Origin of the sequence: Pseudoroseicyclus tamaricis (assembly GCF_012070395.1) — a bacterium.
In the GTDB taxonomy this organism is placed as follows: Bacteria; Pseudomonadota; Alphaproteobacteria; order Rhodobacterales; family Rhodobacteraceae; genus Pseudoroseicyclus_A; species Pseudoroseicyclus_A tamaricis.
On the sequence record NZ_JAAFYS010000002.1, the window covers coordinates 340,296 to 358,549 of the forward strand.

Consider the following 18,254-nt stretch of genomic DNA (forward strand, 5'->3'; position numbering starts at 1 on the left):
AAGTACTGACTGTTTAGTCAATATCGCCGTGCTCGGCATCAAGATCGACTTGCCGTAACACTTGCAAACCTGTTCCTTCGCCGACCACAATTCTCCAACGGCGGAAGCCGACATGGACATTCTGCTTCTCGGAAGAGCAATCCGATATTTCTATCGGATTGGGGCGAGAACTCCGCGCCGGATCCCGTGTCAAAATCGAAACCCGCCCGCCCGACAGAGATATAGCTCCTAATGTGTAATTCCCTAAAAGATCAAAACGGCTATCAGGGTCCACTTCAATTCTCACATTCGGGATCACCAGGCCCTGATCATCAACCTCTTCAGATGTGCCTACATCAACGAATTTATCCGCATCGCTCACAATTACGTAGCGGCGAGTTTTGTTTCCGATCACCAAAAAATCTCGATCTCTGCCGACGCCGAGCACCAAACTATTGACTGGTGCGGAGGTCGCGACCCCTGAATAGCAACCGTTTAGTGATATCATGGTGTGACCTCCATTACCTAAATGACATTTACGACTGCGTATCATGGAGCAGATGTCAGACTCCACTCCATACTGTCAGAACTATTTCACGCGGGCAGCGCCCGCTCGACCAGCCGGGCGAAATAGCTGGCGCCGAAGGGCGCGGTCTCATCTGAGAAGTCATAGGCGGGGTGGTGCACCTCCGCCGTGTCGCCGTTGCCGAGGAAGATGTAGGCGCCGGGCCGGGCGCGGAGCATGTAGGCGAAATCCTCGCCCCCCATTTCCGGCAGCGCCTCGCGGCTCTCCACCCGGCCGACCTCCTCCGCGACGTTGAAGGCGAATTGCGCGCAGTCCGGGTCATTCACCGTCGGCGGCTCCCACTCGATGTAGTCGAGCGTGACCGTCACGCCGAAGGTCGCCTGCACGCCCTCGCAGATCTCCCGGAGCCGCCGCTTCGCCACCGCCTGCGCCTCATCGGAAAAGCTGCGCACGGTGCCGGAGAGCGTGGCGGTGCCGGGGGTGATGTTGTTGGCGGTGCCGGCGTGGAACTGCGTCACCGCCACGACCAACCGGTCGAGCGCGTAGTGATCGCGCGAGAGGATGGTCTGGATGGCGGAATGGAGGGCGACGCCGGCGGTGATCGGGTCTCTCGTCAGGTGGGGATAGGCCCCGTGGCCGCCCCTGCCCTCGATGGTGATGTCGAACTCGTCGATCCCCGCCATGGTCGCCCCGGTGTTGCCGTAGAAGGTGCCGACGGGCGTGCCCGGCATGTTGTGGATGGCGTAGACCTGCTCGACCTTCCAGTCATCCAGCACGCCGGCCTTGACCATCACGTCGGCGCCGGAGCCCCACTCCTCCGCCGGCTGGAAGATGAGCACGGCGGTGCCGGCGAAATTGCGCGTCTCCGCCAGGTATTTGGCGGCGCCGAGGAGCATGGTCGTGTGGCCGTCATGGCCGCAGGCATGCATCGCGCCGGGCACGGTTGAGGCATGGGGCTTGCCCGATTGCTCCTGCATCGGCAGCGCATCCATGTCGGCGCGCAGGCCGATGGCGGGCCCGGGAGACCGGCCGCGGATGATGGCGACGAGGCCGGATTCGGCGATCCCCTCGTGGATCTCGTCGACACCGAACTCCCGCAGCTTTCCCGCCACGAACGCCGCCGTCTGGTGACAATCGAAGCGGGTTTCGGGGTGGCGGTGCAGGTGCTGGCGCCACTCCGCCATCTCGTCGGCGAAGGCGGCGATGCGATTGAGGACAGGCATGGAAATCTCCGGCAGGCTCCGGCATCACGTGACCCAAAGCATTGGGGGATGTCCATGGATGACGCGCTGATCTTCGACGAGACGCCGGACGCCGGCCTGCAGATGCGGCGCCTGCTGGCGATCATGACCCGCCTGCGCGACCCCGAGACGGGCTGCCCGTGGGACATCGAGCAGACTTACCAGACCATCGCCCCCTACACGATCGAGGAGGCCTACGAGGTGGCCGATGCGATTGAACGCGAGGACTGGCGGGCGCTGGAGGGCGAGCTGGGAGACCTGCTGCTGCAATCGGTCTACCACGCGCGGATCGGCGAGGAGGCGGGGCATTTCGACTTCGCCAGCATCGCGAAGACCGTGAGCGACAAGATGGTGGCGCGCCATCCGCACATCTTCGGGCAGGAGAGCCGCGAGAAGAGCGCCTCGCAACAGACGGAAGACTGGGAGAAAATCAAGGCCGCCGAGCGCGCCGGTGCCGGCGAGGCGGGCGTGCTCGACGGGGTGGCGCTCGCCCTGCCCGCCCTGATGCGCGCCGCCAAGCTGCAAAAGCGCGCCGCCCGCGTCGGCTTCGACTGGCCCGAGATCGGCAACGTGCTGGAGAAGCTGCAGGAGGAGGCGGCGGAGCTGGCGGAGGCGCGCGACCGCCTCGGGCCGGAGGAGATCGAGGAGGAGATGGGCGATCTGCTCTTCGTCGCCGCCAACCTCTCCCGCTGGCTGGGGGTGGAGCCGGAGACGGCGCTGCGCAAGGCGAACGACAAGTGCACCCGCCGCTTCAAGGTGATAGAGGATGATTTTCGAGCGAAGGGGCGCAGCCCAGCGGAGGCGAGCCTCGAGGAGATGGACGCGATCTGGAACAAGGTGCGGGCGGCCGACAAGGCCAGTTAAGTATTGCCGAGTCTTTTTGTCGGAGTTATGCGGGCGCCGTAACCAGGGAGACCCACATGACCCGTACTGCCCTCGCCCTCGCGCTGCTGGCCACGCCCGCGGCTGCAGACGTCAACATCTACACCACGCGCCAGCCGGAGCTGATCAGCCCCGTGCTCGAGGCCTTCACCGAGGAGACGGGCATCGGCGTGAACCTCGCTTTCGTCGAGGATGGCCTGCCCGAGCGCCTGCGCGCCGAGGGCGCCCGCTCCCCCGCCGATCTGGTCATGGTGGTCGACATCGCCAACCTCGCCCAGATCGTCGAGACCGGCGCCATCCAGCCCGTGCAATCCGACGTTCTGGAGGCCGCGGTCCCCGAGGCGCTGCGGGACCCCGAGGGCCTCTGGTTCGCCCTCACCACCCGCGCCCGCGTCGTCTATGCCAGCCGCGAGCGCGTGGCCGATGGCGAGGTCACCACCTACGAGGCGCTGGCGGATCCCGAGTGGCAGGGCCGCGTCTGCACCCGCTCCGGCACCCACAACTACAACCTCGCCCTCCTCTCCGGCATGATCGCGCATCATGGCGAAGAATATGCCCGCGACTGGGCCGCCGGCCTCAAGGACAACCTCGCCCGCCGCCCGCAGGGCAACGACCGGGCGCAGGTTCGCGCCATCTGGGCCGGCGAGTGCGACATCTCGCTCGGCAACACCTACTACATGGGCCAGATGCTGGCGGATCCGGAGCAGCAGGACTGGGCGAATGCCGTGCGCATCATCTACCCGGAGTTCGAGGAGGGCGGCACGCATGTCAACATCTCCGGCATCGCGATGACGCAGGCAGCGCCGAACCGGGAGGAGGCGCTGCAGCTCATGGAGTACCTCGTCTCCCCCGAAGCGCAGGCGATCTATGCCGAAGTGAACAACGAATTTCCGGTGCTGGAGGGGGCCGAACTCTCCGATCTCGTGGCGAGCTGGGGCAGCTTCACGCCCGACGACGTCTCGCTCGCCGAGCTGGCCGACCACCGCGGCGCGGCGCTGCGCATCATGGAAGAGGTGGACTTCGACGGCTGATCGCCAGCCGCCGAAGCCCGGCGTCGCCTCAGGCGATGCCCTCGTAGATCTGCGCGAGGCGGTCGATGGCCGCCTCGAGCCCCATCTCCTCGCTCTCGCCGGTCTTGCGGGAGGTCAGCTCGACCACGCCCTTCTCCAGCCCGCGCGGGCCGACGGTGACGCGCCACGGCAGGCCGATCAGGTCCATCGTGGCGAACTTGCCCCCTGCCCGCTCGTCGCGGTCATCGTAGAGCGGCTCGAGCCCCTTGGCCTGCAGCCCGGCATAGAGCTGCTCGCAGGCCGCATCCGTCGCCGCATCGCCCTGGCGCAGGTTCACGATGCCGGCGTGGAAGGGCGTCACGCCCTCGGGCCAGATGATGCCCTTGTCGTCGTGGCTCGCCTCGATGATGGCGCCGAGCAGGCGGGAGACGCCGATGCCGTGGGAGCCCATGTGCAGCGGCACCTTCTGGCCTTCCGCATCCGTCACCATCGCCCCGAGCTTCTCGGAATATTCGGTGCCGAAGTAGAAGATCTGCCCCACCTCGATGCCGCGCGCCGAGCGGCGGCGCTCTTCGGGGATCTCGCCAAAGGCAGCCTCGTCATGCGTCTCGTCGGTGCGGGCGTAGCGGGAGGTGAACTCCTCCAGCACCGCCTGGCACTCGGCCTTGTCGTCATAGTCGATGGCGCGGTCGCCGAAGGTCAGCTCGGTGATCTCGCTGTCATAGAAGACCTCCGACTCGCCCGTCTCGGCCAGCACGAGAAACTCGTGGGTGTAGTCGCCGCCGATGGGCCCGGAATCGGCGCGCATCGGGATCGCCTGCAGGCCCATGCGCTCGTAGGTGCGCAGGTAGGTGACAAGGTGGCGGTTGTAGGCGTGGAGGGCGTCTTCCTTCGTCAGGTCGAAGTTGTAGCCGTCCTTCATCAGGAACTCGCGGCCCCGCATGACGCCGAAGCGCGGGCGGACCTCGTCGCGGAACTTCCACTGGATGTGGTAGAGCGTCAGCGGCAGCGCCTTGTAGGAGCTGACGTAGGCCGCGACGATATCGGTGATCATCTCCTCGTTCGTCGGGCCGTAGAGCATCTCGCGGTCGTGCCGGTCGGTGAAGCGCAGCATCTCGGGGCCATAGGCATCGTAGCGGCCCGATTTCTGCCAGAGCTCGGCCGATTGCAGCGTCGGCATCAGAAGCGGCAGGTGGCCTGCCTTCTGCTGCTCCTCATGGACGATCTGCTCGATGCGCTTGAGCACCTTGTAGCCGAGCGGCAGCCAGGAATAGATGCCGGCCGCCTGCTGGCGGATCATGCCGGCGCGCAGCATCAGCCGGTGCGAGACGATCTGCGCCTCGGCCGGCGTCTCCTTGAGAACGGGCAGGAAGTAGCGGCTGAGACGCATGGCGGAAATGACCCCTTGAAGACGTGCCCGGCAGCTTTAGCGGCGGGCGCGGCGGGAGGGCAAGGGGTGTCTCGGCCGCCCGGCCGGGGGCCGGCGGAGCGGTGCGTGCCGGGCACGCATCCAGTGCGTCCCGCCGGGAGCGCGCCAAAGGCGCCGGCCCGTCCCTACGAGGTTGCGACGCGCCGAAAGGTCTCCGGGTAGTCGAGCACCAGGCCCGCCTCGTCCACCTCCAGCACTGCGGTGAAGCCGCGGAAGAGGCCCTCGTAGCGGTAGCTCTGCCCGGGAGTGAGGCAGGTGTAGCGCTGCTCGGCGCGGCTCGGCAGGAAAGCGCCGTCGATCTGGTGGGGCAGCGGCACGTAGCCGACGACGATCTCGCGGCTCTCACCCGCCGCCAGCCCGAGCCGGCGGATCGGCAGCATGTTGGTGGCCGGCGTCATGCCGATGTCGACGTCGAGGCAGCCCTCCAGCCCCGGCAGCGCCCTGCCCGTCAGCCGGTCATGCCAGTGCCCTGTCCCGTCCGTCTCCACATAGAGCTCTGCCCCGCCGGCATAGGAGACGCGCAATTCGCGGGTGGCGAAGCGGCTATCCGTCCGCACGAGGTAATGGCCGCCGTAGAGCCCGCCGCGCGTCCCCGCCACGGTGCCCTCGAGGAGCAGCCCGTCCGCGGTCTCCCGGCAGACGCAATGCTCCAGCCCCGCGCCATTCCAGTCCTGCCAGCGAACGATCTTGTCCATGGCGCCCTCTCCCTTCCGGGGATGTCCCGAGCGGAGCCTAGAGGCGCCGCCCGGGAAGTGCAAAGGCGTGGTCTGCCGAGCCGAGGCCGGCCTCTCGCCCCGCAGGGCCGCCCCGGGCGAGTCGCCCGGGGCCGCATCATCGACGGGCCTGCTCAGGCGGCGTCGTAGCGCGTGAACACCTCGGTCGAGCCATCCGGCAGAATGAGATGGACGTCGTAGGCGTCTCGCCGGGACTCGGGCCCCATGCCCGGAGAGCCGTAGGGCATGCCCGGCACCGCGAGTCCCACGGCCTCCGGCCGCTCGTCGAGCAGCCGCCGGATGTCGGCGACGGGGACATGACCCTCGATCATGTAGCCCTCGATCTCGCCGGTGTGGCAGGAGATCATGTCGACGGGGATGCCATTCTGCGTCTTGTACTGCGCCAGCGTCGCCCCCCGGGCGGCCTCCACGGTCACGTCGAAGCCCTCCTGCTCGAGAATCTCGATCCAGGCGGTGCAGCAGCCACAGTTGGGGTCCTTCAGAACGTGGATCGCCGGCCCGGCGGCGCGGCCCCGGAGGGGCAGCAGCGCCGAGGCGGCCAAAGCGGTGCCCCCGAAGAGGATGGCGCGGCGTGTGGTGAATGTCCTGATCATGGTGTGTTTCCTTTCGTCCGCCCCTCGGCGGTCGGGCCAGCCGGCCCCCGGGGGCGTGGTCTCAATTGACGGTGATCGGGCCCTGCATGCCGGCCTCCATGTGCCCGGGGATCAGGCAGGCGAACTGGAAGGTGCCGGCGTTGGAGAAGGTCCAGATGAGCTCGCCCGCCTCGCCGGGGGCGAGGCGCAGGGCGTCGGGATCGCGGTGATCCATCTGGCCCATTTGCGCCATCTCCTCCATGTGGGCGAGGTTGCCCTCTTCGGTGCCGAGGACGATCTCGTGATCGAGATCGCCCCGGTTGGTCACGGCGAAACGGATCGTCTCGCCCTCCTCGACCGTAAGCTCGGAGGGCTCGAAGCCCATACCATCGGCGGTCTCCACCATGTCGATCTCGATATCGCGGTCGACCTCGGCGGCCGTGCCGGGCTGGCCGACGGAGTGGGTGTCGTCATGGGTATGGTCGTCCGGGCCGGCGGCGAACGCGGTGCTGGCGGCAAGGGCCAGGGCGGCTGCAAGGATGCGGGTCTTCATTGTGGTCTCCTGAAGGACTGCGCCTCGGTCGGGCGCGAAACGGGATCGCCGGGAACAGCCCGGTGCATGCAGCAGCGCGGGCCGTGGCCCCGGCGAGGGCCTGGAGGGTCAGGAGAGGTGTGTCGGCGGCCGGAGAGGTCGTTCCGCGCGCGCCGGCGGCGATACGGCGGGGCTGGCAGGGGCGTAGACTGTTCTGGTGAGGCGCAGGGGGCGCTCCGCGACGAGCCGCGACACATCGATCCCGTTGCAGGCGTGCAGATCGCAGGACAGGTGCAGGTGTTCCCAGGCGGGCTCGCCCTGACTTTCTGCCGCCGCAAGAGAGCCCTTCGTCGCGGCATCGGCGTGATGAGGCATCAGCGACGCGCCCTCGCAGCAGGCATGTCGCGTCGGCCCGTGGCCCGCCTGCGCCGCGGCCATGACCGCGGCGGGCAGCAGGAGCGCGAGACAGAGCGCCATCAGGAGGCGGACCAGCGATCTCATGACCATCGATCTACCCGCGCGGCCCACCCGCCCGCAAGTCGCCGCGGATCACATCCACGGGGTTCGCCCCAGGGCGCAGCGCGCGTGCCGTGGCCGGGGCACAGCGCCCGGCTTTTCCCCGCAATGCTCCACAGCAACCGCCTTGATTGCCCGGCCCGGTTGCTCCAAGGCTGAAGGCGGATGTCGTGAGGAGGCCGAAGGTGGCGCTGCCCGTTCGCAATCAGCTGATCTACTGGGGGATCGGCGCAATCGTCATCTTCCTGCTCCTCTGGGCGCTCGGCAATGTCATCCTGCCCTTCGTGCTGGCCGGGGCCATCGCCTACCTCCTTGATCCCATCGCCGACCGGCTGCAGCGGCTGGGCTTCAGCCGCATCCTCGCCGTCGTCACCATCACGCTCGTCGCCGTGCTCATCATCGTGCCGGCGCTCGTCCTCCTCATGTGGACGCTGATCGACCAGACGCGGGATCTCATCGCCACGGCTCCGGAGATGTTCGGCCGCCTGCAGGCCTGGGTGGAGGCGCGCTTCCCCGAGCTCGCGGACAGCGAGTCGCAGCTCAGCGAGCAGCTGCGGGGGCTGGGAGAGACGGTCGCCGCGCGGGGCGGCGAGATGCTGCAGGGCGTGATGAGCTCCGCCGCCGGGCTGGTGAACCTGCTGGTGCTGGTCGTGATCGTGCCCGTCGTCACCTTCTACCTGCTGATCGACTGGGACCGCATGGTCGCCCGCGTCAACGACCTGCTGCCGCTCGACCATGCGCCCACCGTCCGCGCGCTGGCGCGGGAGATCGACCGCACGCTGGCCTCCTTCATCCGCGGTCAGGGCCTCGTCTGCCTGATCCTCGGCAGCTTCTATGCCATCGCGCTGATGCTGCTCGGCCTCAACTTCGGCCTCGCCATCGGCGCCTTCGCCGGGCTGATCACCTTCATCCCCTACGTCGGCGCGGTGGTGGGCGGGGTGCTCTCCATCGGCGTGGCGCTCTTCCAGTTCTGGGGCGAATGGTGGTGGATCGGCGCCGTGGCGGCGGTCTTCGTCCTCGGCCAGTTCGTCGAGGGCAACATCCTGACGCCCAACCTCGTCGGCTCCTCCGTCGGGCTGCACCCGGTGTGGCTGCTGCTCGCCCTCTCCGTCTTCGGGGCGCTCTTCGGCTTCGTGGGGATGCTGGTGGCGGTGCCGGTGGCCGCGGCGATGGGCGTCGTCGTGCGCTTCTTCGTCGATCAATACCGCAAGTCGCTCCTCTACATGGGTGTCTCCGCCGCGCCCCCCGTGCACCCCGGTGAGCTGGTGGCCGAGGCGCGGGCAGACGAGGTCGAGGCCGGGCATGTCCCTTCCGATCCGCGCGTGGCGGTGGAGTCGCGGCGCGAGTGATGGGCCGGGCCTGATGCAGAGCCAGCTGAGCTTTCACCTCCCCGGGCTCGTCTCGCAGGGGGCGGAGAACTTCTTTCTCTCCGACAGCAACGCCGCCCTTTGGGAGATGGTGACCGATCCCGCCCGCTGGCCCGCCGGCAAGCTGGCGCTCGTCGGCCCGCCCGCCTCGGGCAAGAGCCACCTCGCGCGGGTGCTGGAGGCCGGCGCGGACGCGCAGGTCATCCCCGCCGCCCGCCTCGCCCCGCTGCCCGATCTGCCGCCGGACGGCACGCTGATGGTGGTGGAGGACATGGGGGGCCTGCGCCCCGAGGGGCAGGAGCCGCTCTTTCACCTGCACAACCACCTCGCCGCCACCGGTGGGCGGCTGATGATGACGGCGCAGGTCCCGCCCCGCGACTGGCCGATCACGCTCAACGATCTGGCGACGAGGGTGCAGGCGGCCTTCGTGCTGCGCATCCCCGAGCCGGACGACGCGCTGCTCTTCGGCCTGCTTCTGAAGCACTTCGCCGACCGCCAGCTGCGCCCGCCGCCGGAGCTGATCCCATGGCTCTCGGGCCGGCTGGAGCGCTCTCATGCCGCGGTAGCTCAGGCCGTCGCCCGGCTGGACGCGGCCGCGCTGGCGGAGGGGCGCAGCCTGACGCTGCCCTTCGCGCGGGAGGTTCTGGAGGGGTGAGGGCGGCCGGCGTGGCCGCCCGGCTCACATGCCGAGCGCGGCCTTGTAGAGCTCCAGCACCGCCTCTTCCTCGGCGATGTCGTCGCTGTCGCGCTTGCGCAGGGCGATGATCTTGCGCAGCACCTTGACGTCGTAGCCGCGGCCCTTGGCCTCGGCCATGACCTCCTTCTGCCCTTCGGCGATGTCCTTCTTCTCCGCCTCGAGGCGCTCGTAGCGCTCGACGAAGGCGCGCAGTTCGGCGCCGGCGACACCGCCCTGCAAGGGCGCGCCGGCCGGGGAGGAGGCGGGGGCGTCGGGGGCGTCGTCTTGCATCTGTCAGGCTCCTTGGCGGGCATCGGGGAGCCCTTGACTAGCGACGCGGCGGCGCTGCCGCAAGTGGGCCGCGGCGGCCCCGACTTGCCAGCGGGGCCCGGCCCGGGTTAGGCGGCGCCAGCAACGGAAGTTTCGGGAGAGCGCCATGGCCATCCTCGTCTGGATCGGCGCCGCGATGGCCGTCATCGGCCTCGCCGGCATCCTCTACAGCCTCGTGCGCGCCCTCGGTGCCCGACGGGCGAAGCTCGATGACGAGGCGATGCGGGCCCGGCTGCAGCCCCTGGTGCCGATCAACATCGGCGCCTTCCTCTTCTCCTTCCTCGGGCTCTGCCTCGTGGTCGTGGGCGTCGTCCTCGCCTGAGGGCTTTCGGGCGAATCGCCGCCGGCCGCGGGATGCCCCCTGCCCGCCTCCCCCCGCGAAGGGGATGGACGGCGGCCCGGCGGCGCGCTAGCCCTGTCGGCATGGACATTCGCCATCTGACAGACACCCACGCCGTCGCCCCGCAGATCCTGCCGGAGGACATGGCGACCTTGGCCGCCGACGGCTTCACCACCGTCATCTGCAACCGGCCTGATGAAGAGAATCCGCCGGAGCTGCAGAGCCCGGCGATGCGCGAGGCCGCCGAGGCGGCCGGGCTGAGCTACCATTACCTGCCGGTCACGCGCCCGACGATCACGGCCGACGTGGCGGCGGAGCAGGCCTCTATCATCGCCTCGGCGGAGGGCAAGGCGCTGGCCTACTGCGCCTCCGGCACCCGCTGCTCGATGATCTGGTCGATCGGCAAGGCCGGCGAGATGTCGGCCGACGAGATCCTCGATCGGACCTCCCGCGCCGGCTACGACCTCTCGCCCATGCGCCCGCTGTTCGGCGGCTGAGCCGCCGGCGCCCGCGCTAGCCCTCCTCTTCTTCGCCGCCGAGGCCCGAGACGCTCATCGGGGCCGGCGCGAAACCGGGTTCACCCGCCGCCGGCAGGGGCGCCAAGCCCGGCCCATCCGCGGTCGGCAAGGGCGGGAGACCGCCAAGGCCGTCACCCGGCAGATCGCCCCCTCCGCCCAGCCCGGGCAGGCCCCCGGGGGCCGCCGGGAACGCGCCCCCGGGCGGCGGCGCCAGGCCGGAGGCCAGCGAGGCGGGCGCGGCCCGGGCGCCGGCCATCGGCGCATCCTGCAGCTCGGCCGGGGCCGGCTCCTCCACTCGCACGGCGCGCAGGCCGGAGGCCTGGCCGAGGCGGGCGCGGGCATGGAGCCGCCCGTCCGCCCCTTCCAGCCGCACCGAGCCGACGGTGACGCCGGGCAAGGGCAGGACCTGCCCCACCTCGAAGGCTGCGACGTCGGCATAGGTCAGCCGCATCCGGTGCAGCACCGCCGTCAGCACGGCCGGGGCGGAGAGGACGGCGCTGCGCAGCGTGGCGTTCCACTCCGGCCCGCTGTCATGCTGGCCGGCAGCCTCCCGCCCTTCGGCGGGCAGCATGAGGAACAGCGCCCCCTGCCGCCCCTCGCCGCCGAAATCCAGCGTCAGCCGCGCCAGCCGGTAGAGCCCCTCGGGCAGAACCAGTCGCGCCGCCTGCGCGCCGGAGAGCCGGCGCAGGCAGGAGGCGCCGTCGGCCCAGCCGTTCAGCGGCGTTTCCCCCGCCGTCTCCACGAGATCGGCGATCAGGCCGTCGATCAGGGGCATGGCCAGCGCCGCATCGGTGGCCGTGATGGGGCGCGGCTCCGCCGGGCGGGCGCGCAGGGCGCCGAGCGTCTGCATCTCCACCACCGCGGCTCGGCTCTCGGCATCGAGCCCGGCAAGGCCTGAGATCATGCCATCGGGGCCGCAGAGGCCGATGAGCAGCCAGTCCTCCCCCAGCGTGTCGAGCGCGGGCTCCAGCTCCAGCAGCTCCTCGCCGACGCCGAGGACGGCGAGGGAGAGGCCCATGGCTGTCTCCGCGGCCCGCGCCATCGACAGGCGCAGGACGCGCGCGACGGAGGGCGGAAACTCCCCCTTCGGCACCTCCCTGCGCCTCGCCAGGCGCCTGAGCATTGGCGTCTCGTCCGTCTGCGACATCCTGTCCGCAATCCCTCGGGGGCGGCACACCCCACCGGCCTGCTTGCTAGAGCAGGTGGCTTAAGGCGAGGTTGACGTCAGGCGCCGCCGAGGGGCCGGGCCGGCAATGTCACGCGGAAGGCGGCGCCCCCCTGCCCCGGAAGGTAGGCGATCTGCCCTCCGAGGCGCTCCATGATCTCCCGGCAGATGGCGAGGCCGAGCCCGGCGCCGCCGGCGCGGGCATGGTCCGACAGGCGCGAGAACTTCTCGAAGATCAGCCCGGCATGCTCGGGCGCGATTCCCGTGCCGTTGTCGATGAAGTCGATCAGCACCGCCTCCCCGGCCCGCCGCGCCTCGATCCGCAGCTCCGGCCGGGCGGAATCGCAGTATTTGCCGGCGTTGGCGATGAGGTTGATGAAGACCTGCGCGAGCCGGTCGTGATCCGTCATCACGCGGATATCCTCCTCCCCCGGCCGGCGCAGGATGCGCAGCCCCTCCGCCCGGCTGCCGGCGGCGCCGAGAGCCCGCTCGATGGTGCGCCGCAGCGGCGCCTCGGCGCGGTTGAGCACCACCTGCCCGTTCTCCAGCACCGAGAGGTCGAGGAGGTCGTCGAGCAGGCGCGTCAGCCGCTCCGCCTCTTCCGAGATGATGGCGGCGTAGCGGCTCTGCACCTCCGGGCCGACGCCGCCCTCGCGCAGGATCTCCGAGAAGGAGCGGATGGAGGTCATCGGCGTGCGCAGCTCGTGGCTGATCTGGCCGAGGAAGGCATCTTTCTGTGCCGAGAGGGAGGTGAGCTTGGCGTTGGCATCGCGCAGGGCGCGGGCCGTGCGCTCCAGCTCGTCGGACTTCGCCTCGAGCCGGGCGGAATATTCCATGATCTGCGCCGCCTCGTCGGCGACGGCCATCAGATCCTCCACCGAGACGGAGACGCCTTCCGTCATCTGCCCCATCATCGCATGGGCCGTCGCCGCGCCGACGGAGCCGGAGAGCTCGCGCTCCAGCGCCTGGATGAACTCGGGGGTGACGTCCGGCAGGTAGCCGGCCTTGCCCTGCGCCGCCGCCGCGCCCTGGAAGATCGCCTGTGCCTCCGCCGCGCCGACGATGCGCTGCGCCATGATGAGCAGATCCTCCGCCTGCGCGGCGCTCTGCCGCCACGTGGTGGCGCCGGCGGCATGCTCGAACACGTTGACGAACTGCGCCCCCTGCAGCCGCTCGACGGGCTGCGGGAAGGTCAGAAGGGAGCCGAGGATGAAGAGGCCGGTGTTGAAGAGCATCGACCAGAGCGTGCAATGCAGGATCGGGTCGATCCCCTCTATCCCGAAGAGCGCCTGCGGCCGCAGCCAGCCGAGGCCGAAGGGCCCCTGCTCCATCACCGAGAGCGGGATGGCCGCGTCGGTGCCGAGCCCGGGGAGGAACAGCGTCCACAGCCAGAGCGCGAAGCCGGCGGTGAGCCCGGCGCCGGCGCCGACCTTGGTCGCCCCCCGCCAGAAGAGGCCTCCGATCATGACGGGAAGCACCTGCGCGACCCCGGCGAAGGAGATGAGGCCGATCGCCGCCAGCGCCTCCCCCCCGCCGGAGAGGCGGTAGTAGAGGTAACCGAGCGCCAGGAGCCCCGCGATGGCCAGCCGCCGGGCGACCAGCACCAGCGCCCGCACGTCGCCCGAGACGGTGGCGCCGGGGCGCCGCAGGCTCAGCCAGAGCGGCAGGGCGATGTGGTTGGAGACCATGGTCGAGAGCGCGATGGTCGCGACGATGACCATGGAGGTCGCCGAGGAGAAGCCGCCGAGGAAGCTGAGCGTCGCCAGCCCGTATTGCTGCTCCGCCAGCGGCACCGTCAGCACGAACATGTCCGGGTTCGAGCCTTCCGGCAGCATGGCGAGGCCGGTGACCGCGATGGGCACCGTGAAGAGCGACATGGCGGCGAGGTAGGCCGGGAAGGCCCAGCTGGCGGTGGCGAGATGGCGCTCGTCGGCATTCTCCACCACCAGCACCTGGAACATGCGCGGCAGCGTCAGGAAGGCGGCGGCGGAGAGGAAGGTCAGGCCGATCCAGCGGCCATGATCCTGCTGCCATTCGGCGATGGGCGAGGCGTCGATGGCCTCCAGCGTCGCCCCAAGGCCGCCGCCGATGCCCCAGACGACGAAGATGCCGAGCGCCATGAGCGCGCCGAGCTTGACCACTGCCTCCACCGCGATGGCCATGACGATGCCGTGGTGGCGCTCGTTGGCATCAAGGTTGCGGGTGCCGAACAGCACGGTGAAGAGCGCGAGGCCCGCCGCTGTCCAGAGGGCCACGCCGCCGAGATCCATCGCCTCGCCGCCGGCATTCTCCGCGAAGACGGCGAAGGAGAGGGTAATGCTCTGCAATTGCAGCGCGATGTAGGGCGTCACACCCACCACCGCCAGCAGCGTCACCAGCACACCGAGCGGGGTGGACTTGCCGAAGCGGGAGGAGATGAGATCGGCCACCGAGGTGATCCGCTGGCTCCGCCCGACACGGACGAGCTTGCGGAGGATCAGCCACCAGCCGGTCATGACGATGGTGGGGCCGAGGTAGATCGTCAGGTATTCCAGCCCCGAGCGCGCCGCGTAGCCGACGGCGCCGTAGAACGTCCACGCCGTGCAGTAGATGGAGAGGGAGAGCGTGTAGACCAGCGGCGAGCGCAGCCAGGCGCTGCGTCCCGCCCGCGCCGCCCGCCGCTCCGCCGCGAAGGCGACGGCGAAGAGGAAGGCTACGTAGGCGATGGCCGCCGCGACGAGGGCGTTGAACGGGGGCATCAGCGCCCCTCCTCTGCCCGCCCCTCGCCCCGGCCCTCGCCCAGCTCCTCCGCCGCCGCCCCGCTGCGGCCGAGCCATGGCGCCAGCAGGCGGGCGATGGCGATGAGCAGCGCCCAGACGGCGAAGATGTAGATCAGCCCCGCCGCCGTGCCCGCCTCCCCCTCCGGCCAGAGGAGCGGCAGCACGAAGAGGATCGAGCCGAGGACGGGCACCATCCGCGCCGCGTCGGCCAGCCGGCGGCGCCTGTAGCTGACGCGCGCCAGGAAGACCGGGGCGGTAGCGCGCGCCATGGCCCTACCCGCCCGCGAGGTCGCGCACGTGGGCGAGGATCTCGGCGTTCGAGAAGGGCTTGGTCATGAAATGCGTGGCCCCAAGGCGCATCGCCATCTCGCGGTCCTTCGTCTGGCCACGGGCGGTGAGCATCATCACCGGCAGCGCCGCCGTCCCCTCCCCCGCCCGCAGGTCGCGCAGGATGTCGAAGCCGGAGCGGCCGGGGAGCATGACGTCGAGGATGAGCAGGTCGGGCGGATGCGCACGGACCCGCTCGGCGGCGGTCTCGCCGTCGGAATGGGTGTGCACCGTCCAGCCATCGCGCGTCAGGATGAAACTGATCGCCTCGATGATGTTCGGCTCGTCCTCGATCAGCAGGACGCGCTTGGCCATAATGATCCCCCCGCGCCGGTCTCCCCGCCGGCTGCGCTGCGCGACTATTGCGGGGAACGGGGGGTAAGTCAAAAGGTCGCAGTCTGGGAGTGCGCCATTGGCGACCCGCCGGGCTGGTTGGGACCAGGGACAGGGGTACCGGTTCTCGGCGTGGCGTCAGGGGGTCGAGGTCATGAGGGAGGGCTCGCGGCGGGCGGGGCAGCGCTCGCGGGGGCAGATGCGGCAAGCGGGCCCGACGGGGGCGGGCTGCGGGCCGTCGGCGGCCGCCGGGCGGACGAGCATGACGGAGGTGAGCGGCGGCGGCGCGCCGAAGCCGGCGGGCGCGGCGGGCGCGGCGGCGGCGTGGACGAGGAGCGGCGGGGCCCGCTCCCCGGGGAGGGAGACGCGCGCCGCGAGGGGCCGGCCGGGCTGGCCGAGCGCCTGGTAGAGCGGCCAGAGCGGGCAGGCGCCGGAGCGGGGCAGCGAGAAGCCGGGCAGCGGGCGCAGGCGCGTCAGCGCGCCGGCGGCATCGCAGATCGCCAGCCCGAAGGCGGGGTGTCCGTCGGCGGGTGGCAGGCAGGCGAGACGGCGGAGGACCACCTGCGCCGGCGCGCCGGTCTCGGCGATGAGCGCGCCCGGCTCATGCGCCGCCTCCAGCGCCTGCGGCCCGAAGCGCGCCAGCGGCAGGGCGGCGGCGTCGGCGGCGTAGCGGCGCGCCCAGGCAAGGGCCAGCGGACGGGTGGCGCGGGAGAGGCCGGGCATGGCCGCCACCGCCTCCTCCGGGGTGCCACCGGCCTCCAGCAGCGGCAGATGCTGGTCCACCTGCTCCAGCGCCGCCTCCAGCTCGTCGAACGGCGTGCGGAGGGCGGCCTCTCCCGGGCCTTCGAGATAGGTCGCCAGCGTCCGGCTCTCCGCCGCGAGGCGCTGGGCATCCTCGAAGATGTTGCGGTGAAAGCGGCCCTGCCAGTCGGCATCCAGCGCCTCGCCCGAGGCGAGGATCGAGGCGGTGGAGCGGATGGCGGTGACGGCGGAGATCACTTCGTGCAGCGAGGCGGCCAGCGCCGGATCATGCGTCAGCCGGTCGGTCAGGGCGGCGAGCTGCTCCTCCAGCGTCTCGATGCGGCCGGCCTGCGCCGCCATCAGGCGCGCCCAGCCGGGGAAGCGGCCGGTCAGATCCTCCGCCCGCTCCTCCTCCGCCCCCGCCTCCGGCAGGGTGCGGGCGGCGGCGCGCAGGGCATCGGCCATCTCGCTGCCGGCGCCCTCTGCCAGCAGCGCCGGGTCGATGCCGAGCTCCCGCGCCAGGCTGTTGAGGAGCGCGCCGCCGATGCTGCGGCGATTGTGCTCGATCAGGTTGAGGTAGGAGCCGGAGATCCCCGTCGCCCGCGCCAGCTCCGCCTGGCTGCGGCCGAGATCGAGCCGCCGCTGGCGGATGCGGGAGCCGGTGAGCGCTCGTCTGGCCATCGCGAATCTCCAAGCGGGAACAGGGGCTTTCTGCACCTGCGGGAAAACTTGTTGACAGATTAACCGCTCCGCCTGTCCACGTCTTTACAAATAAATCCTTTCGTCCTGCAGGCTTGTTGAGAAATTTTCGGTCTCCGCCAATGATACCGGCAGCACTGAGACCAGTGCGCCCGCTGGTGCGGAGGCGAGGAGGCCCCTGCCCGGCGAGCCCCACAAGGGAGGAGAGACAGCATATGACCACACGCAACTTCACGCGACGCGGCGTGATGAAATCCACAGCCGTGACGGCTGGCGGACTGGCGCTTCCGACGATCTTCACAGGCTCGTCCGCGGCCGCCTTCACCAACGAGCCCACCGGCTCCACCGTCACCCTCGGCTTCAACGTGCCGCAGACCGGCGCCTATGCCGAGGAGGGCCTCGACGAGCTGCGCGCCCAGCAGCTGGCTGTCGAGCACCTGAACGGCGAAGGCGACGGCGGCATGCTGAACACCTTCTCCAGCAAGGTGCTGGACGGCACCGGCATCATGGGCAAGCGGGTGGAGTTCGTCACCGGCGACACGCAGACGAAATCCGACGTCGCCCGCGCCACGGCGCAGTCGATGATCCAGAAGGACGGCGCCGTGATGATCAACGGCGGCTCGTCCTCGGGCGTCGCCATCGCCGTGCAGGGCCTCTGCCAGGAGGCCGGCGTGATCTTCATGGCGGGCCTCACCCACTCCAACGACACGACGGGCAAGGACAAGAAGCGCAACGGCTTCCGCCACTTCTTCAACGGCTACATGTCGGGCGCCGCGCTGGGCCCCGTGCTGGAGCAGGCCTATGGCAACGAGCGCCGCGCCTATCACCTGACCGCCGACTACACCTGGGGCTGGACCCAGGAGGAATCGATGATTGCCGCCACCGAGGCCCTCGGCTGGGAGACGGTCGAGACGGTGCTGACGCCTGTCGGCGCGGGGGATTTCTCCTCCTACATCGCCCCGGTGATGAATTCCGGCGCCGACGTGCTGATCCTCAACCACTATGGCGGGGACATGGTGAACTCGCTGACACAAGCGGTTCAGTTCGGCCTGCGGGATCGGCAGGTCAACGGCAACAACTTCGAGATCATCGTGCCGCTCTACTCCGAGCTGATGGCCGCCGGTGCCGGCGAGGCGATCAAGGGCGTCTACGGTTCGATGAACTGGAACTGGCAGCTGCAGGACGAGGGCACCGCCGCCTTCACCCGCTCGTTCGGCGAGAAATACGGCTTCCCGCCGTCCGGCTCGGCGCACACCTGCTATGTGCAGACGCTGCTCTATGCCGATGCGGTCACCCGGGCCGGCTCGTTCAACCCCTGCGCCGTGGTCGAGGCCCTCGAGGGCTTCGAGTTCGACGGCATGGGCAACGGGCCGACGCTCTACCGCGCCGAGGATCACCAGTGCTTCAAGGACGTGCTGGTCATGAAGGGCGCCGAGAACCCGACGACCCCGTTCGACAACCTCGAGATCGTCGAGGTCACCCCCGTCGAGCAGGTCATGTACGAGCCCGATCACCCGATGTTCGCCGGCGGCGACCTCGGCGAGTGCAACCCGGGCGAGTGATGTCGCGGAACGCGGG

Annotated in this window: 20 protein-coding genes; 7 read left to right on the forward strand and 13 right to left on the reverse strand. The window is 70.0% G+C overall.

What is annotated here, in order from left to right:
- Positions 1-13: 13 nt before the first annotated feature.
- Both GY170_RS07995 and GY170_RS08000 read right to left on the reverse strand, forming a co-directional pair.
- Positions 14-487: a hypothetical protein gene (locus GY170_RS07995; protein WP_163891876.1), complete on the reverse strand. Its 474-nt coding sequence runs from the start codon at positions 485-487 to the stop codon at positions 14-16.
- A gap of 86 nt (positions 488-573) precedes the next feature.
- Positions 574-1,728, reverse strand: coding sequence for a M20 aminoacylase family protein (locus GY170_RS08000; protein WP_163891879.1), 1,155 nt, complete (start codon positions 1,726-1,728; stop codon positions 574-576).
- 54 nt (positions 1,729-1,782) lie between these two features.
- Here GY170_RS08000 and mazG point away from each other — a divergent pair, with 54 nt between their 5' ends.
- Complete coding sequence (gene mazG, locus GY170_RS08005; protein WP_163893771.1) at positions 1,783-2,610, forward strand: nucleoside triphosphate pyrophosphohydrolase; 828 nt, start codon at positions 1,783-1,785, stop codon at positions 2,608-2,610.
- 56 nt (positions 2,611-2,666) lie between these two features.
- Positions 2,667-3,659: a Fe(3+) ABC transporter substrate-binding protein gene (locus tag GY170_RS08010; protein WP_163891882.1), complete on the forward strand. Its 993-nt coding sequence runs from the start codon at positions 2,667-2,669 to the stop codon at positions 3,657-3,659.
- A gap of 28 nt (positions 3,660-3,687) precedes the next feature.
- Here the strand turns inward: GY170_RS08010 and proS are convergent, their stop codons facing one another.
- The 5 genes from proS to GY170_RS08035 all read right to left on the reverse strand — a co-directional run bounded on the left by proS (position 3,688) and on the right by GY170_RS08035 (position 7,406).
- Entirely contained in the window at positions 3,688-5,028 is a 1,341-nt protein-coding gene (gene proS, locus GY170_RS08015) for a proline--tRNA ligase (RefSeq protein ID WP_163891885.1), read from the reverse strand.
- A 164-nt stretch (positions 5,029-5,192) separates the two neighbouring features.
- Positions 5,193-5,762, reverse strand: coding sequence for a putative glycolipid-binding domain-containing protein (locus GY170_RS08020; RefSeq protein WP_163891888.1), 570 nt, complete (start codon positions 5,760-5,762; stop codon positions 5,193-5,195).
- Between the two features lie 152 nt (positions 5,763-5,914).
- Complete coding sequence (locus GY170_RS08025; protein WP_163891891.1) at positions 5,915-6,394, reverse strand: DUF411 domain-containing protein; 480 nt, start codon at positions 6,392-6,394, stop codon at positions 5,915-5,917.
- 61 nt (positions 6,395-6,455) lie between these two features.
- Complete coding sequence (locus GY170_RS08030) at positions 6,456-6,926, reverse strand: cupredoxin domain-containing protein (RefSeq protein ID WP_163891894.1); 471 nt, start codon at positions 6,924-6,926, stop codon at positions 6,456-6,458.
- Positions 6,927-7,034: 108 nt separating this feature from the next.
- Positions 7,035-7,406, reverse strand: a complete 372-nt coding sequence (locus GY170_RS08035; RefSeq protein WP_163891897.1) for a hypothetical protein — start codon at positions 7,404-7,406, stop codon at positions 7,035-7,037.
- 200 nt (positions 7,407-7,606) lie between these two features.
- Here GY170_RS08035 and GY170_RS08040 point away from each other — a divergent pair, with 200 nt between their 5' ends.
- A complete protein-coding gene (locus GY170_RS08040; protein WP_163891900.1) occupies positions 7,607-8,770 on the forward strand; it encodes an AI-2E family transporter in 1,164 nt (387 codons plus the stop codon).
- A gap of 13 nt (positions 8,771-8,783) precedes the next feature.
- Positions 8,784-9,443, forward strand: a complete 660-nt coding sequence (locus GY170_RS08045; RefSeq protein ID WP_163891903.1) for a DnaA/Hda family protein — start codon at positions 8,784-8,786, stop codon at positions 9,441-9,443.
- A gap of 24 nt (positions 9,444-9,467) precedes the next feature.
- On the opposite strand, the gene GY170_RS08050 is transcribed toward GY170_RS08045, so the two are convergent.
- Entirely contained in the window at positions 9,468-9,755 is a 288-nt protein-coding gene (locus GY170_RS08050; RefSeq protein ID WP_163891905.1) for a DUF2312 domain-containing protein, read from the reverse strand.
- A 145-nt stretch (positions 9,756-9,900) separates the two neighbouring features.
- Between GY170_RS08050 and GY170_RS08055 the strand changes: the two genes are divergently transcribed.
- Both GY170_RS08055 and GY170_RS08060 read left to right on the forward strand, forming a co-directional pair.
- The gene (locus GY170_RS08055) at positions 9,901-10,116 is read left to right on the forward strand and encodes a hypothetical protein (RefSeq protein ID WP_163891908.1); all 216 of its coding nucleotides are present in this window, start codon (positions 9,901-9,903) and stop codon (positions 10,114-10,116) included.
- A 101-nt stretch (positions 10,117-10,217) separates the two neighbouring features.
- Positions 10,218-10,631 carry a protein tyrosine phosphatase family protein gene (locus tag GY170_RS08060; protein WP_163891911.1) on the forward strand — a complete coding sequence of 138 codons (414 nt, stop codon included), beginning with the start codon at positions 10,218-10,220 and terminating at the stop codon, positions 10,629-10,631.
- 16 nt (positions 10,632-10,647) lie between these two features.
- Here GY170_RS08060 and GY170_RS08065 read toward each other — a convergent pair whose 3' ends face one another.
- From GY170_RS08065 to GY170_RS08085, 5 genes are all read right to left on the reverse strand, one after another.
- Positions 10,648-11,775, reverse strand: coding sequence for a FliM/FliN family flagellar motor switch protein (locus GY170_RS08065; RefSeq protein ID WP_163891914.1), 1,128 nt, complete (start codon positions 11,773-11,775; stop codon positions 10,648-10,650).
- Between the two features lie 101 nt (positions 11,776-11,876).
- Positions 11,877-14,555, reverse strand: coding sequence for a sensor histidine kinase (locus GY170_RS08070; protein WP_163891918.1), 2,679 nt, complete (start codon positions 14,553-14,555; stop codon positions 11,877-11,879).
- Positions 14,555-14,845, reverse strand: a complete 291-nt coding sequence (locus tag GY170_RS08075; RefSeq protein ID WP_163891921.1) for a hypothetical protein — start codon at positions 14,843-14,845, stop codon at positions 14,555-14,557. The genes GY170_RS08070 and GY170_RS08075 overlap by 1 nt, the downstream gene beginning before the upstream one ends.
- A gap of 4 nt (positions 14,846-14,849) precedes the next feature.
- Entirely contained in the window at positions 14,850-15,218 is a 369-nt protein-coding gene (locus GY170_RS08080) for a response regulator transcription factor (RefSeq protein ID WP_163891924.1), read from the reverse strand.
- 156 nt (positions 15,219-15,374) lie between these two features.
- On the reverse strand, positions 15,375-16,658 hold the full coding sequence (locus GY170_RS08085; RefSeq protein WP_163891927.1) for a short-chain fatty acyl-CoA regulator family protein: 1,284 nt from the start codon (positions 16,656-16,658) through the stop codon (positions 15,375-15,377).
- A 233-nt stretch (positions 16,659-16,891) separates the two neighbouring features.
- Here GY170_RS08085 and GY170_RS08090 point away from each other — a divergent pair, with 233 nt between their 5' ends.
- A complete protein-coding gene (locus GY170_RS08090; RefSeq protein WP_163891930.1) occupies positions 16,892-18,238 on the forward strand; it encodes a substrate-binding protein in 1,347 nt (448 codons plus the stop codon).
- Positions 18,239-18,254 lie beyond the last annotated feature (16 nt).